This window comes from Streptomyces sp. R41 (assembly GCF_041053055.1).
Taxonomy (GTDB): Bacteria; Actinomycetota; Actinomycetes; order Streptomycetales; family Streptomycetaceae; genus Streptomyces.
Genome location: NZ_CP163443.1, coordinates 8,108,469 through 8,123,839, shown reverse-complemented (window position 1 = coordinate 8,123,839; position 15,371 = coordinate 8,108,469). Strand labels below are relative to the sequence as shown.

The 15,371-nt window shown below is 69.2% G+C and carries 14 protein-coding genes; 8 read left to right on the top strand and 6 right to left on the bottom strand.

The features are described from left to right. Position 1: 1 nt before the first annotated feature. The 5 genes from AB5J53_RS36950 (at position 2) to AB5J53_RS36930 (ending at position 5,161) form a co-directional block, all read left to right on the top strand. Positions 2–1,357, top strand: coding sequence for a sulfate adenylyltransferase subunit 1 (locus tag AB5J53_RS36950; protein ID WP_369249945.1), 1,356 nt, complete (start codon positions 2–4; stop codon positions 1,355–1,357). Positions 1,358–1,586: 229 nt separating this feature from the next. Further along, on the top strand, positions 1,587–2,702 hold the full coding sequence (locus AB5J53_RS36945) for an aliphatic sulfonate ABC transporter substrate-binding protein (protein ID WP_369249944.1): 1,116 nt from the start codon (positions 1,587–1,589) through the stop codon (positions 2,700–2,702). A 36-nt stretch (positions 2,703–2,738) separates the two neighbouring features. Further along, positions 2,739–3,527 carry an ABC transporter ATP-binding protein gene (locus AB5J53_RS36940; RefSeq protein WP_369249943.1) on the top strand — a complete coding sequence of 263 codons (789 nt, stop codon included), beginning with the start codon at positions 2,739–2,741 and terminating at the stop codon, positions 3,525–3,527. Then, complete coding sequence (locus AB5J53_RS36935; RefSeq protein ID WP_369249942.1) at positions 3,514–4,416, top strand: ABC transporter permease; 903 nt, start codon at positions 3,514–3,516, stop codon at positions 4,414–4,416. The genes AB5J53_RS36940 and AB5J53_RS36935 overlap by 14 nt, the downstream gene beginning before the upstream one ends. A 7-nt stretch (positions 4,417–4,423) precedes the next feature. After that, the gene (locus tag AB5J53_RS36930) at positions 4,424–5,161 is read left to right on the top strand and encodes a sirohydrochlorin chelatase (protein ID WP_369249941.1); all 738 of its coding nucleotides are present in this window, start codon (positions 4,424–4,426) and stop codon (positions 5,159–5,161) included. A gap of 32 nt (positions 5,162–5,193) precedes the next feature. On the opposite strand, the gene AB5J53_RS36925 is transcribed toward AB5J53_RS36930, so the two are convergent. From AB5J53_RS36925 to AB5J53_RS36910, 4 genes are all read right to left on the bottom strand, one after another. Next, positions 5,194–7,794 carry a fibronectin type III domain-containing protein gene (locus AB5J53_RS36925; RefSeq protein ID WP_369249940.1) on the bottom strand — a complete coding sequence of 867 codons (2,601 nt, stop codon included), beginning with the start codon at positions 7,792–7,794 and terminating at the stop codon, positions 5,194–5,196. Positions 7,795–7,950: 156 nt separating this feature from the next. Beyond that, positions 7,951–8,568: a DsbA family protein gene (locus AB5J53_RS36920; protein WP_369249939.1), complete on the bottom strand. Its 618-nt coding sequence runs from the start codon at positions 8,566–8,568 to the stop codon at positions 7,951–7,953. A gap of 55 nt (positions 8,569–8,623) precedes the next feature. Continuing rightward, entirely contained in the window at positions 8,624–9,223 is a 600-nt protein-coding gene (locus tag AB5J53_RS36915) for a TIGR03086 family metal-binding protein (RefSeq protein WP_369249938.1), read from the bottom strand. A 66-nt stretch (positions 9,224–9,289) separates the two neighbouring features. Further along, the gene (locus tag AB5J53_RS36910; RefSeq protein WP_369249937.1) at positions 9,290–10,327 is read right to left on the bottom strand and encodes a ketopantoate reductase family protein; all 1,038 of its coding nucleotides are present in this window, start codon (positions 10,325–10,327) and stop codon (positions 9,290–9,292) included. Positions 10,328–10,435: 108 nt separating this feature from the next. Here AB5J53_RS36910 and AB5J53_RS36905 point away from each other — a divergent pair, with 108 nt between their 5' ends. Further along, complete coding sequence (locus AB5J53_RS36905; protein ID WP_369249936.1) at positions 10,436–10,900, top strand: hypothetical protein; 465 nt, start codon at positions 10,436–10,438, stop codon at positions 10,898–10,900. A 34-nt stretch (positions 10,901–10,934) separates the two neighbouring features. Continuing rightward, entirely contained in the window at positions 10,935–11,831 is an 897-nt protein-coding gene (locus AB5J53_RS36900) for a transglutaminase-like domain-containing protein (RefSeq protein WP_369249935.1), read from the top strand. Here the strand turns inward: AB5J53_RS36900 and AB5J53_RS36895 are convergent. Continuing rightward, positions 11,767–12,141 (bottom strand): DUF4440 domain-containing protein, encoded by a 375-nt coding sequence (locus AB5J53_RS36895; RefSeq protein ID WP_369249934.1) that lies wholly within the window; start codon positions 12,139–12,141, stop codon positions 11,767–11,769. The two genes, AB5J53_RS36900 and AB5J53_RS36895, sit on opposite strands and share 65 nt — an antisense overlap. Continuing rightward, a complete protein-coding gene (locus AB5J53_RS36890; protein ID WP_369249933.1) occupies positions 12,134–12,682 on the bottom strand; it encodes a DUF1697 domain-containing protein in 549 nt (182 codons plus the stop codon). The genes AB5J53_RS36895 and AB5J53_RS36890 overlap by 8 nt, the downstream gene beginning before the upstream one ends. A 396-nt stretch (positions 12,683–13,078) precedes the next feature. On the opposite strand from AB5J53_RS36890, the gene AB5J53_RS36885 reads away from it, so the two are divergent. After that, the gene (locus tag AB5J53_RS36885; protein WP_369249932.1) at positions 13,079–15,325 is read left to right on the top strand and encodes an MMPL family transporter; all 2,247 of its coding nucleotides are present in this window, start codon (positions 13,079–13,081) and stop codon (positions 15,323–15,325) included. Positions 15,326–15,371 lie beyond the last annotated feature (46 nt).

The window sequence follows — 15,371 nt, the reverse complement described above, 5'->3', positions numbered from 1 at the left end:
CATGACCAGCACCACCGAACCCACCGAGCCCTTGTCGGTCGAGCAGTTGTCGGCGACCACCCTGCTGCGCTTCGCCACGGCAGGCTCCGTCGACGACGGCAAATCCACGCTCGTCGGACGTCTGCTGCACGACTCCAAGTCGGTCCTGACGGACCAACTGGAGGCCGTCGAGCGCGTCTCGGCCAGCCGCGGCCAGGACGCCCCCGACCTCGCCCTCCTCACCGACGGCCTGCGCGCCGAGCGCGAACAGGGCATCACCATCGACGTCGCGTACCGCTACTTCGCCACCGCGCGCCGCCGCTTCATCCTCGCCGACACCCCCGGTCACGTGCAGTACACACGGAACATGGTCACCGGCGCCTCCACCGCCGACCTGGCCGTCGTCCTCGTGGACGCGCGCAACGGCGTCATCGAGCAGACCCGTCGGCACGCCGCCGTCGCCGCGCTCCTGCGCGTCCCCCACGTCGTCCTCGCCGTGAACAAGATGGACCTCGTCGAGTACAAGGAGTCCGTCTTCGCCGCGATCGCCGAGGAGTTCACGGCGTACGCCTCCGAGCTGGGCGTCCCCGAGATCACCGCGATCCCGATCTCGGCGCTCGCCGGTGACAACGTGGTGGAAGCCTCCGCGAACATGGACTGGTACGGCGGTCCGACGGTCCTGGAGCACCTGGAGACCGTGCCGGTCAGCCACGACCTGGCGCACTGCCACGCCCGCCTTCCCGTGCAGTACGTGATCCGCCCGCAGACCGCCGAGCACCCCGACTACCGTGGGTACGCCGGTCAGATCGCGGCCGGTACCTTCCGGGTCGGCGAGCAGATCACGGTCCTGCCGTCCGGCCGTTCCACGAAGATCTCCGGCATCGATCTGCTCGGCAAGCCGGTCGACGTCGCGTGGACGACGCAGTCGGTCACCGTCCTCCTGGAGGACGACATCGACATCTCGCGCGGCGACCTGATCGTGCCCAGCAAGGACGCGCCGCCGACCACCCAGGACATCGAGGCGACCGTCTGCCACGTGGCCGACCAGCCGCTGACCGTCGGCCACCGCGTGCTGCTCAAGCACGGCACCCGCACGGTCAAGGCGATCGTCAAGGACATCCCCTCCCGTCTCACACTCGACGACCTCTCCCTGCACCCGCACCCGGGACAGCTCGTCGCCAACGACATCGGCCGCGTGAAGATCCGCACCGCGGAGCCGCTGCCGGTCGACTCCTACGCCGACTCGCGGCGCACCGGTTCGTTCATCCTGATCGACCCGAACGACGGCACCACGCTCACCGCGGGCATGGTCGGCGAGTCGTTCGCGGCGCCGGAACCGGTCAAGGACGACGGCGACGACGACGGGTGGGACTTCTGACATGACGTCCACCGACTTCTACTCCACGTTCGCGAAGGAGGGCGGCCGCGTCGGCAGCGGCGCACTCGGCAGCGGGCAGGGCGGAGTGGCGCGATGTGCGCGATGACGTACGCGCACTGCCTGCGCGCCCCGTCCCCCCACCCGCCGTCCCGGAAGAGACGAAGACCTGCCGACCTTCCCGGCCACGACTGAAATCGTGACCGCCGGGCCAACGAGAGGAACCCCTCCCGTGCCTGCCATCCGCTCGCGCTCCACGCTTGTCCGCCGCGGCATCGCCGTGGTCACCGCTCTCCCCCTCCTCGCCCTCGCCGCCTGCAGCTACGGCTCCGACGCGAAGGACGACACCAAGGCGAAGGTCGCCGCCGGGTCGAAGAAGATCGACGGTCTCGACTCCGTGAAGATCGGCTACTTCGGCAACCTGACGCACGCCACCGCGCTGGTCGGCAACCAGAAGGGCTTCTTCCAGAAGGAGCTCGGCGCCACCGAGGCGAAGTACCAGACCTTCAACGCCGGGCCCTCCGAGATCGAGGCGCTGAACTCGGGCTCCATCGACATCGGCTGGATCGGTCCCTCGCCGGCCATCAACGGCTTCACCAAGTCCGACGGCAAGAACCTGCGCATCATCGGCGGTTCGGCGTCCGGCGGTGTGAAGCTCGTGGTCAACCCGAAGAAGATCAAGTCCCTGAAGGACGTCAAGGGCAAGAAGATCGCGACCCCGCAGCTGGGCAACACGCAGGACGTCGCGTTCCTCAACTGGATCGCGGACCAGGGCTGGAAGGTCGACGCGCAGAGCGGCAAGGGCGACGTCTCGGTCGTCCGCACGGACAACAAGATCACCCCGGACGCCTACAAGTCGGGCTCCATCGACGGCGCCTGGGTGCCGGAGCCGACCGCGTCCAAGCTGGTCGCCGAGGGCGGCAAGGTGCTGCTCGACGAGTCGACGCTGTGGCCCGACAAGAAGTTCGTGATCACGAACATCATCGTGTCGCAGAAGTTCCTCAAGGAGCACCCGAAGGCCGTCGAGGCCGTGCTGAAGGCCTCGGTCGACACCAACAAGTGGATCAACGCCAACCCGGACGACGCGAAGGCGGCGGCGAACAAGCAGCTGGAGGCGGACTCCGGCAAGGCGCTCCCGGCCGACGTCCTCGACCCGGCCTGGAAGTCCATCCAGATCACCAATGACCCGCTGGCCTCCACCCTCAACACCGAGGCGGAGCACGCGGTGAAGGCGGGTCTCCTTGAGAAGCCCAACCTGACGGGCATCTACGACCTCACGCTCCTGAACAAGGTCCTCAAGGCCGCGGGCGAGAGCACGGTCGACGACGCCGGTCTCGGCGTCAAGTAAGCCCGGATCCCGAAGAGTTCCCAGGAGGTGACGACCATGGCAACCGCCCTCGCCAAGGCCGCCGACGCCACGACGTCGGTCGAGTACGCCGCGCGAATCGAGCACGTCTCGAAGTCCTTCGCAGGTCCCGCCGGACAGCAGCTCGTCCTCGACGACATCACCCTCGATGTCGCGCCCGGCGAGTTCGTCACCCTCCTGGGGGCCTCGGGCTGCGGAAAGTCGACGCTGCTCAACCTGGTCGCGGGCCTCGACGCCCCGACCGCGGGCAACATCACGACGCACGGGCGCCCTGCCCTGATGTTCCAGGAGCACGCCCTCTTCCCGTGGCTGACCGCGGGCAAGAACATCGAACTCGCCCTGAAGCTCCGGGGAGTTCCGAAGGCAGAGCGGCGCGGCAAGGCCGAGGAGCTGCTCGAACTCGTACGGCTCAAGGGCGCGTACGGCAAGCGGGTGCACGAGCTGTCCGGCGGTATGCGCCAGCGGGTCGCGATGGCCCGGGCGCTCGCGCAGGACAGCCAGATCCTGCTGATGGACGAGCCGTTCGCGGCGCTGGACGCCATCACCCGGGACATGCTGCACGACGAACTGACCCGGATCTGGAGCGAGACGGGCCTGTCCGTCCTCTTCGTCACGCACAACGTGCGCGAGGCGGTGCGGCTCGCGCAGCGCGTGATCCTGCTGTCCTCCCGTCCCGGGCGGATCGCCCGCGAGTGGACCGTGGACATTCCGCAGCCGCGCCGCATCGAAGACGCCCCGGTGGCGGAACTGTCCATCGAGATCACCGAACAACTGCGTGGGGAGATCCGCCGCCATGGCCAGCACTGAGACGAAGGCCGACGCCGCCGTCAAGGACAACGCCGAGCTGGGCGGTCTGGAGGCGGGCCTCGACGCGCTGGAGGTCTCCGTCACGGGCCGCCGGTCCTTCGGGGTGACCTTCAAGCAGAAGGTGCTGCCGCCGCTCGTCGCGTTCGCGGTGGTGCTGGTGGCCTGGCAGGCGCTGATCACCTTCAAGATCGTCGACGACCCGACCAAGCTCCCCTCACCGTCCGACGTGTGGGGCGAGGTCGAGGACGCCTGGTTGCAGGGCACGCTGCTCGACTACATCTGGACGAGCATCTCGCGCGGTCTGCTCGGCTTCCTGTTCGCGCTGGCGATCGGCACTCCGCTGGGTCTGGTGGTGGCCCGGGTGAAGTTCGTCCGCGCCGCGATCGGCCCGATCCTGTCGGGCCTGCAGTCCCTGCCCTCGGTGGCCTGGGTCCCGCCGGCCGTGATCTGGCTGGGCCTGAACAACTCGATGATGTACGCGGTGATCCTGCTCGGCGCCGTCCCGTCCATCGCGAACGGCCTGGTGTCGGGTGTCGACCAGGTGCCGCCGCTCTTCCTGCGGGCGGGCCGCACGATGGGGGCGACGGGCCTGCGGGGGACCTGGCACATCGTCATGCCGGCCGCGCTGCCCGGCTACCTGGCCGGCCTGAAGCAGGGCTGGGCGTTCTCCTGGCGTTCCCTGATGGCGGCGGAGATCATCGCCTCCTCTCCCGACCTGGGCGTGGGCCTCGGCCAGCTGCTGGAGAACGGCCGCAACGCCAGCTCCATGCCGATGGTCTTCCTCGCCATCTTCCTGATCCTGTTCGTCGGCATCGCCATCGACCTGCTCATCTTCACCCCGGTGGAACGGTGGGTGCTGCGCAGCCGCGGTCTCCTGGTGAAGAGCTGAGCCCGTCATGAGTCAGCCGGTCCTTCTGGTCATCGCCCACGGCAGCCGCGATCCGCGCCATGCCGCGACGGTGGATGCCCTGGTGCGGCGGGTACGGGCCCAGCGCCCCGGCCTGCGGGTGGAGACCGGCTTCCTCGACTTCAACATCCCCTCGGTGCAGGGGGTGCTGGAATCCCTGGCGGCGGAGGGCGTACGGGACGTGGTGGCGCTCCCGCTGCTGCTGACGCGCGCCTTCCACGCGAAGTCGGACATCCCGGCGGTGCTGCGGGAGGCACCGTCGCGGCTGCGCATCCGCCAGGCGGAGGTGCTCGGCCCGTCCCCCCTGCTGACCGCCGCCCTGGAACGTCGTTTGTACGAGGCGGGGCTGACCCCCGCCGACAAGTCCTCGACCGGGGTCGTGCTGGCCTCGGCGGGGTCCACGGACCCGGAGGCGATCGCAGTGATCGCTGAAATCGCGCGGGAGTGGCGGCACACCGGTTGGTGCGCCGTGCGACCTGCGTTCGCCTCCGCATCCCTTCCGCGCACCGAGGACGCCGTACGCGAGCTGCGTGCCCTCGGCTGCGCACGCGTCGCGGTCGCCCCCTATGTCCTCGCACCCGGTTTCCTGCCGGACCGCATCGCGCGGGGGGCCGCCGAGGCCGACGTACTGGCCGATGTCCTCGGTTCCGCGCCGGAGGTGGCGCGGGTCCTGCTGGAGCGGTACGAGGAGGCGCGCGTACCGGCGCTGGCGGCCGTCGGCGCCTGACGGCACCGGCGGCCCCCGAGCACAGTCGGTGGCTAGGGCTTGGTGGTGGCCGTCGTGGTGGCCGTCGGTCCCGTGCCCGCCGCTGTGACCGCCGCGATCGTGACGGTGTAGGAGGTGGCGGGCTTCAGTCCGCCGATGACCCGGAACATTCCCTTGGCGGAGGGCTGGGTGACCAGGACGTCCCGGCCCATGACCTCGATCGGATCGCGGCCGTCGGAGACGGTGACGCGGTAGCCGATGACCTTGGCGTCGCCGGTTGCCGTGGGCGGGGTCCAGGCGACGGTGGCCGCGCTGGATGCCGTACGGAGCCTGGGGCTCGTGGGTGCGCCCGGGAGCGCGGTCACGGCGGCCGGTGTCAGCGGGAGCGAGGCCAGGGACGGGGCGCTGCCGCCATGGGCGTTGCTCGCGGTGACGGTGACCGTGAACGGGCCGCCGGACGAGGGGAGTCCGCCGATGCGGACGATCGCGGTGCGCTTGAACTCGGCCGCCGTGACGGTCTGTTCGCCGACCTGCCGGCCCGACGCGTCGTAGGCCCGTGCCGTGTACCCCGTCACCGGCGAACCGCCGTCCACGAAGCTCGGGTTGAAGGTGGCGTACAGCGCGTCGGCGCCCGCCGAGCTCGTGCCGACACGGGAGGGTGCCTCGGGCGCCGAGGGAGCACCGATACGGCGGTCCAGGAGAGGGGCGTAGGCGGGCTCGAGTCCCGCGTTGTCGAGGATCTCCGACGGTACGTCGGACAGACCCGCCATGATCTTGTTGCCGCTCGTCACCAGGCCCTTGTTGTCGCCGTCGGACGTGCCCTCCTCCCACCAGTTGTCCTTGACGAGGGTCGGGTCGTTGTTGCCGAGGTCGTCACGGTAGTCGGTGTGGCGGGAGGCGACGTTGGCGTACGAGGCGTTGTAGAGGACATTGCCCTCGACGGTCTCGTAGGTGCAGCCGTTGTCGGTGTAGACGTTTTTGCCCAGGCCCCACTGGTCGTGGATGACATTCCCCGTGACCTTCTCGCCGTCGGCCATGGAGGTGCCGGTGAGACCCTGGGTGTAGATGCCACCGCCGTCGTCGAGCATCTGCATGTAGTCGAAGATCAGGTTGTCGCGGACGGCGTTGTCGTGGCTGGGGTTCGGGGTCGCCGGGTCGCCGATCTTGTCGGGCCAGCCGCCCCAGCCCAGCGAGATCGCGCTGTAGCCGACGTGGTCGATCTGGTTGTGGGCGATGGTGTTGTGCTGGGTGTAGCCGTTGAGGATCGCGACGCCACCGTGGAACTCACGGGGCAGGCCGTAGAGGTGATTGTTCGTCACCTGCTCACCTGAGGCGGGGGTTTGTCCGTCGACTCCCCCGATCTCGAGGCCGTTGCCGGAGATGTCGGTGAAGACGGAGCCGTTGACCCTCGAGTCCGTGGAACCGGTGCCCAAGTCGAGTCCGGACGCCCCGAGATGGGCGAAGACGTCGTCACCGAACTCGATGCGCTGCCCGTACGTGAGGGAGACATTGCCCGGCATCTTGGTCCAGGACGCGAACGGGCAGGTGCCGCCCTCGACGTACTGGCACAGCCCCTGCGTCGCCCAGCCCTTCTCCCCGGTGATGGTGTATCCCGCCTGGATCTCGGAGAAGCCCTCAGGCCTCGACGGGGTGAGCCAGGTGGCATAGCTGAACTGCAGTCCCCGGAAGGCGATGTCGTGTACGGGAGCGGAGGCGGTCCCCTGTCCGTCGATCAGCTTCTCGGCCTGCGCCGCCTCGACATCCGCCCGGGCCGGGTTCTCGCCCTTGCGCGGCAGGTAGTAGACGCGGTGCGCGGCGCGGTCGAGATACCACTCGCCGGGCTGGTCCAGGAGTTCGTACGCGTTCTCGATGTACGTCGCCCTGCCGCTGTTGGTGAGATGGCCGGGGCCGACCATGCTGACGGTCCGGCCGGGGATGTCGGGGAACTCGACCCGTTTGTTGGAGTTGTCCCAGCACGGCTGGACCATCGTGATGGTGGTGCCCTCGGCGGCGGCGATGCGGCAGCGTGGCTCGGTCCACTGGCCGAGCCCGTTGCGCTCGATGTTCCACAGGGCCTCGCCGCTGGTGTAGACGAACTCGGCGTCGGTCGGGTGCTTCCAGTGGGCGAGTGTGTCGGAGGACGCCGTGTAGCCGGTGGCGGTCTGGGTGAGGTCGACGGGGACGGCGCCGCGAGCACGCTGGGCGCGGACCCCGTCGACGTACACCTGCCGTGTGTCGGTGAGTCCTTGGGGCGCGGGGGCGGACCAGAGGCCGGGCCTGCCCGTGACCTTCCGCCATCCGGAGACCCGGCGGCCACCGCTGATGACCGTCCGGCCGGTCCCCTGCCAGATCACCTTGTGGCCGCCGGTTCCCGAGTCGCGGGCGTTCAGGACGAGCGGCTCGGTGCGGCGATAGGTGCCCGACGCGAGGTGGACCGTCAGGTCGCCCTTCATGTCCGCGACGCGGGCGCGGGCCAGGTCGCGGGCGCGGTCCAGGGTGCGTACGGGATGGCGGGCGGTGCCGTTCGCGTGGTCGTCCCCGGCCGGGGACACGTAGAGGTCGGGGGACGCGGACTCGGCGGCGGAGGAGGCGCCCGGAACTCCGAGGGCCAGGAGCGTGGAGATCAGGGTGACCAGGACGGCTCTTCGGCGCATGGGCATGTTCCCTTCCCGTGGGATCAGCCGGTACCCAACGCCGAGAAAGGTAGGATCTATGACGCGTCACCGTCAATGAATGACGCAAAGAACGACGCAACTCCCTTCCGTAAGGCATTGATTCATCCGAGCAGCGTTCAGATTCCGGACCATGGTTCAGTCGAACGACAGCCCGCCCGTCCGGGTCCGCTTGAGCTCGAAGAAGTCCGGATGCGCGGCGAGGACGCGGAAACTGTCGAAGAGCTCCGCCGCCTTCTCGCCGCGCGGAATGGCCCGCAGCACCGGCCCGAACCACACCGTTCCGTCGACATGGATGGTCGGTGTCCCCACATAGGCGTCGGAGTCGCGCTCCTTGCCCGCGTCATGGCTCCGGCGCACCGCCTCGTCGTACGAGGAGTCATGGGCCGCGGCGGCCAGTTCGTCCGGGAGTCCGAGTTCGGCGAGGGAGCCGGCGACCACGGCGTCGAAGTCCTCGACCTTGCGCTCGTGGATGCGGGTGCCGAAGGCCGTGTAGAGGTCACGCAGCACCTTCTCGCCCTGCTGCTCGGCGGCGGCCACCGCGACGCGTACGGGACCGATGGACTTGTCGACCAACTCCCGGTACCAGTCGGGGAGTTCGTTGCCGATGTTGTGCAGGTACAGGCTCATCGGGTGAAAGCGGAGGTCGAGCGGCCGCTTCCGCTCGACCTCCAGCATCCAGCGGGAGGTGATCCAGGCGAAGGGGCAGGCGGGATCGAAGTAGAAGTCGACGCGGGTGGGCGAAGTGTTCGTCATGCCGCCGAGGCTAGCCACTCAATGGCACAGAAACACGGTCCAATTCTTGCCGGTGTCAGTGGTCCAATTTGACCTGGGCCAGACGCGGATCCCGGCCGCTGTGGGCGAGGGCGCGCTCGAAGACAGGGGCGTCGTCGGACACCGGAACCGGGTCGGCGAAGCCGTCGTACCGGCGGTAGAGCTCGCCGTGCGTGTCGACCACGTCCAGGACGAGCCGGGCGGCGCCGTCCGAGACGCGGAACTCCTGACCGGTGGCGGTCGCGACGTCCCAGCCGTGCACGGCCATCTCCTTGATGATCATCGGGGCGAGTTCGGCGGCAGGCATCTTCGCCATCCCGAGGTCGACCTCGCCCTCCCACACGGCCGGGTCGTCCCATGCGGCGACGGCGCGGTCGAGCTGAGCCGCGTACGCCTCGGCCCAGTCGGGATCGGCCGTGAAGTCACGCCCGGTCAGCTCTTCCGAGAGCTGCTTGCGCAGTGCCCGGTGCTCCAGGCCGTGCGAGGTGTAGAGGACCCAGTGGTTGACGAGGGTGCGGACGTCCCAGCCCGGGCAGTGGGTGGGGCCGGTCAACTGCTCCGTCGTGACACCGCGCGCGAGACGCGCTGCCTCGGCGGCGCATTCGCTCATGTACGAGTGCATGTCGTCGTTCTTCATGCGCCTCACGGTAGGAACGGCGTGCCCAGGACTCTTGAAGAAACGCGACACCTCGCGGACGGGGACTCATTCAGCAGTCGTCACGACCGCGTCGTACGACGCCACCGCCTCGTCGGCGAGCCGCACCAGCTCAGGCACCGACAGCGAGCCCGCCTCCCTGCGCTCGCGTGCGAACGTGTTCGCCAGCCGCTGGAGCAGGTCGTTCAGCGGGGTCGGTACGCCGTGCAGCCGGCCCAGGAGCGCGATCTCGCCGTTGAGATAGTCGGCCTCGATGGTGCCGGTGCCGCGGTTGAGGGACTGCCAGGAGGAACCGGCGCTGCGTTCGGAGCCGTCGAAGGGCTCGAAGCGGATCTTGTCGCCGCGGGTCCTCTTCTGCTCCTCCTCGCCCACGTACGCGATGCCGGCGGCGTCGAGCACGGCCTCGCCCTCCGCGCGCACACGCTCGAAGAGCGCCAGGCCCTCCTCGCTGGTGAGTACTCCCGTGACCGCCTCGATCGAGTTGGCGAGGTTGCCGAGGAGTTTGGCGTACTGCCAGCGGGCCACGTCGGGGACCACCGGCGCCTCGAAGCGGGACTTCTCCAAGTCTGCGGCGATACGGCGGGCCGTCTCGTCCGTGCCGTGCGGATAGCGCCCGAGGTGCAGGATGCCGGTGAGCGGGGTGCCGGCGGCCGACACGACGCCCGGTTCGACGAAGGTGGCGGGCAGCCAGACGCAGACGCCGTACACCCGGCGGAAGCGGCGCAGCGCCAGGCGCTGGCTCTCCACTCCGTTCTGCGCGCACACCAGCGGCAGCCGCTCGGCCGCCGTACCGCCACCCGCGACCGGGCTCGGGCCCCACGCCTCCAGTGCGGCCTCGCTGTCCTGCGTCTTGACGGCGAGCACCAGCACGTCGTCGGCGCGCAACTCCCCGAGCGCCGCCGGCCCGTCGACCGCGGGCAGCCGGTGCGTGCACAGCCCCTCCGGGGTCATGAACCGCAGCCCACTCGCACACAACGCCTCGTAGTGCGCGCCCCGCGCGACCAGCACGACCTCGTGCCCCGCCTCGGCCAGCCGACCACCGATCGCGCCGCCGACCGCTCCTGCTCCGATGATGATGTAGCGCATACCCACGAGCCTCGCACAGATGGGTGTAGCGGCCATGGACGATTCCGCAAACTCCGCACGCCGTCCCGGCCCTGGTCCCCTGCCGCCCCACATGTCAGGCTGTCCGCCGTGCGCAAATGGACCTTGCTGCTGGGTGCGTTGTTCCTGGTGATCGCCGTATTCGCAGGGTGCTCGGCGGCGTTTCAGTGGCAGCGGGCGGAACTGATCGACGACACGGGGGTACGGGTCACCGGCGTGGTGTCCCGGATCGCCGACCCCGGCACCAAGTACCAGAAGCAGGAGATCTCGTACACGGTGGACGGGGGCCGCCACACCACGGTGCGGAATCTCGACACCGACCTCAGCCGTCCGAAGCCGGGGCACCGGGTGTGCCTGGAGGCGTCGCGTACGCATCCCGACGTGGTCCGGATGTGCGGGGAACGCTATCCGCAGGGCGACGACATGTACCCCGTCTACATTCTGGTGACGGTGTTCGGCACGGCGGGGCTGCTGTTCGTCATCGGGTACCTCGTCACCAGCGCACGTCGTGCGCCTCACGAACAGGACGTGGCCCGGCTGGGCCGGCCGGCTTGACCTTGCCCCTGGGGCAGACCCGAGGGTCCTGGACATGGACCTCTATCTGACGCAGAGCGCGTATAGCGATCCCGGTGACCTCGATGTGAGCGGGCTTCCCAGGGATCTCGGCGGACTCGCCCATGTCGTAAGGGATGTGATCATCCACCGGGGCGAGGGCGACCTCTTCGCGTACGCCATCCCCGAGCCGCGACTGGCCGAGGACGCCGAGTCACGGTACGTGACGGAAGTGCTGCGGATCCTGCGGGAGCGCGCCGACCGGCCCCTGAACCAGCGGCGGGAGCCGGAGGAACGGTTCGTCGGGACCTGCCGCGACTTCTCCCTGCTGCTGTGCTCGCTGCTGCGGGCGACCGGTACACCGGCCCGGCTGCGCTGCGGATTCGCCACGTACTTCACCGAGGGCTTCCACGAGGACCACTGGGTCACCGAGTACCGCCTGCCGGACGGCAGTTGGCGGCTCGCGGACGCGCAGATCGCGTACGGCCCGTACGACGTGGACTTCGACCCGCTGGACGTGCCCAGGGACCGGTTCGTCGTGGCGGGTCAGGCCTGGCGGGAGTGCCGGGCCGGGCGCGCCGACCCCGCCACCTTCGGGGTCAGCTGGCTCGGCCTCAAAGGCCTGTGGTTCGTGCGGGGCAACGTCCTGCACGACCTGGCCGCCCTGGGCGGCGTCGAGGTGCTCCCCTGGGACGGCTGGGGCCCCGAGATCCTCGACGACACGGCCCTCACCGAGGCCGACATCACCCTGACCGACACCGTCGCGGCGACCCGATCCGAGGACGAGCTGCGACAGCTGTACAAGGACCCCCGTCTCACCGTCCCGGACGAGATCACCTCGTACACGACCTACGCCGGCGTACGAAAGGTCACGCTGCGTCGGAGCCGTGCGGCGTCCCCTGGTGGAAGTACAGCAGCCACCCCTCCTCGGTGAGCCGCCACAGTGAACTCCGGTGCGCCCGGAGGCCGTTGTTGTCGGTGTCGAAGGTGAGGTGGACCAGGTCGGACGCGAGCTGGACACCCTTCATGTGCGAGGTGGTGCTGGGCCGGGCCCCGGATTCGTTCTCGCCGGCCAGCGAGGCGATGATCGAGGCGCGGTCCCAGATCCGGCCCGAAGCGCCGAACTCATGGAAGTCGGGGTGCAGGAGCGCGCCGACGAGTTCGGGCGAGCGGCGGATCTCCGGGTCGAGCAGACGCAGCTCGCCCTCGATGGCGGCCTCGACCGCGGCGTCGCGCTCAAGCACCGGTCATCTCCTCCAGTTTGACGACGGTGTTCCAGTTGCGGGTGGTGGCGGTGATGCCCTTCAGCAGTCGCGGCTTCGACAAGGCTTCCGCCAGCTTGGAGCGTCCGAGGCCGTCGGGGGCGTACAGGTACAGGACGCGGTCGCCGAGGCGGAACTCCTCCGGGAGGAAGGCCGATTGGTCGACCGAGGCGAAGCGCTCGGCGTCGACGGGACCGGAGAAGTAGGTGGCGTGCAGCTGCTTGGCCTCCAGTTCGGCGGCCGGGAACGGGCATGCCTCCCGTACGGCCTTCAAGTAGGCGTGGTCGCGCACCAGCACGCCGACGGTGAAGCCGAAGTGCTTCTCGATGGCGTGGGCGAGCTCCACGGCGAGGGACTCCTCGTCGCCGTGGTCGCTGCTGAACACCGCGTTGCCGCTTTGGAGATACGTGCGTACGTCGCCGAGGCCGAGTCCCTCGATCAGGGTGCGCAGTTCGGCCATCGGCACCTTCTTGGCGCCGCCCACATTGATCCCGCGCAACAGCGCCGCGTACGTCGTCGTCATCCGCACACCATAAAGCGGTCGTCGCGCCCCGTGGGGGTGGGCGCGACGACCGCGGCCCGCACCGAAAGTTACCTGCGGGTTGGCACGAAACCTTGGCCGATCGGCCCGCACAGTTCAACACCTACATAGAGCTGTGACTTAATCAACAACCCTTCGAAATAATAAAGAGGACTCCACCCGACAGAACGGACACCCTGATCCACATCCCCGAGAAGTCCCGTTACGTGTAAGGGGCTTCCATCCTCCCCAGTGCGGAGACGCCGGGGTCCGAGGGGAGGAGTCGCAGCTTCGGGGGTTCACCAGGCAGCACGACGAGACGCTCTTATCCGGCCCATACCTTCATAACGAAAGGTGGCGGCAGGGGGCTGTCACCGCGCACAAGGGGGCTGGCCCGTCATGGGGAACGGAGATACACGGGTGCGGGGCATCGCCGCCCGGGCAGGCGGCTGGAGCGCCCGGCACCGATGGGCGGCCGTCGGAATCTGGGTGCTGTTCGTCGTCCTGGCGATGGGGCTCGGCTCGGCGGCGGGCCGCGTCGACGTCAAGGAGAGCGACCAGCTCAAGGGCGAGACGCACACCGCCGCCAAGATCATCGAAGACGCCGACATCAAGGAACCGGCCAGTGAGACCGTCCTGATCCAGGCGAAGGACGCGAACACCAAGGCCACGGACGCCGAGTTCAAGAACGCCGTCGTCGCCGTCGTCAAGGCGGTCGAGTCCACCGGCAAGGTCACGGGCGTGACGTCGCCGTACGACACGAAGACGATCTCGAAGGACGGCCGCAGCGCGCTCGTGCAGTTCGACATGCGCGGCGACTCGGAGACCGCGGGCGACCGGGTCGAGCCCGTACTGAACGCCGTCAAGGGCGTGCAGAAGGACCACTCGGGGCTGCGGATCGAGGAGATCGGCGGCGCCAGCATGATGAAGCAGTACGACGACGCGTTCGGCGACGACTTCCAGAAGGCCGAGCTCTCTGCGGTGCCGGTGGCCCTCGGTATTCTGCTGATCGCCTTCGGCGCGCTGGTGGCCGCGCTGCTGCCGGTGGCGCTGGCCATCACCGCGATCATGGCGACGATGGGCCTGATGGGCGTCGTCAGCCATGTGATGCCGATGAGCGACACCGCCAACTCCGTGATGCTCCTGGTCGGTCTGGCCGTCGGCGTCGACTACTGCCTGTTCTATCTGCGCCGTGAGCGCGAGGAGCGCGAAGCGGGGCGGGACGCCGGTACCGCGCTGCGGATCGCCGCCGCGACCAGTGGCCGCGCCATCATCGTCTCCGGTGTCACCGTGTGCGTGGCGATGGCGGGCATGCTCTTCACCGGGCTCGCCGAGTTCGAGGCGATGGGCCTGGCCTCGCTGATGGTCGTGGCGGTCGCCATGGTCGGTTCGGTCACCGTCCTGCCCGCGCTGCTCTCGCTGCTCGGCGAGCGGGTCGAGAAGGGGCGGATTCCGTTCCTGAGCCGGCGGCGGCGTCGCAAGGGCAACGGAGAGAGCCGGTTCTGGACGGCCGTCCTGCGGGGCGTGCTGGCCAAGCCCGTTGTTTCCGTCGTGGTCGCGTCCGGTGCGCTGCTCGCCATCGCGGCTCCCGCGGTCGGCATGAAGACCCAGAACCTCACGCTGGACCAGGAGTTCGGCAACTCGCTGCCCATCGTGGGTACGTACAACCGCGTCAACGACGCCTTCCCCGGCGGCTCCGAGCCGGCCGAGGTGATCGTCAAGGCGAACGACATCAACGCCGCCGACGTGAAGTCCGCGCTCGCCGACTTCCGTGAGCAGGCGATCAGTTCGGGCGCCTCGCGCGGTCCGGTCGACATCAAGGTGCACGACGCGCAGAACGTCGCCTTCGTGTACGTGCCGCTGGTCGGCGGATCCGATCAGGACAAGGCGGAGAAGAGCCTGGGGCTGCTGCGCGACAAGGTGCGGCCCGACACGCTCGGCAAGGTCGACGGGGTCCAGGCGCCGATCACCGGACAGGTCGCGGGATCGCACGACTTCAACGACCAGCTGGTCGGCTCCGTCGTCCCGGTCTTCGCGTTCGTCGTGGTCTTCGCCTTCCTGCTGATGCTCCTGTCGTTCCGCTCTCTGACGGTCGCGATCACCTCGATCGCACTCAACCTGCTGTCGGTGGGCGCCGCCTACGGCATCCTCGTCGCCGTCTTCCAGCACGGCTGGGGCGCGTCGCTGGTGGGCGCGGAGGGTGTGGGCGCCATCGTCACCTGGCTGCCGCTGTTCCTCTTCGTGATCCTCTTCGGGCTCTCGATGGACTACCACGTGTTCGTGGTCTCGCGGATCCGTGAGGCCCGGCTGCGCGGCCGCAGCACCAAGGAGGCGATCCGGCACGGGGTGGTGACCACGGCCGGTGTCGTCACCAGCGCCGCGGTCATCATGGTCGCCGTGTTCGCCATCTTCGGGACGCTGTCCATGCAGTCCATGAAGCAGATGGGTGTGGGCCTGGCCGCCGCGGTGCTCATCGACGCGACGATCATCCGGGGTGTGCTGCTCCCCGCCGTGATGGCCCTGCTCGGCGAGCGCAACTGGTATCTGCCGAAGTGGCTGAACCGGCTGCCGGACCTCACGCACGACGAGGCGCCGGAGGCCGTGTTGCCGCCGGCCGCCCGGGAGGGTGAGCGGGCCGGGGTGTAACTCCTGCCGCGAAAGGGCCTGTTGGATCCCCCCGGGGGCCAACAGG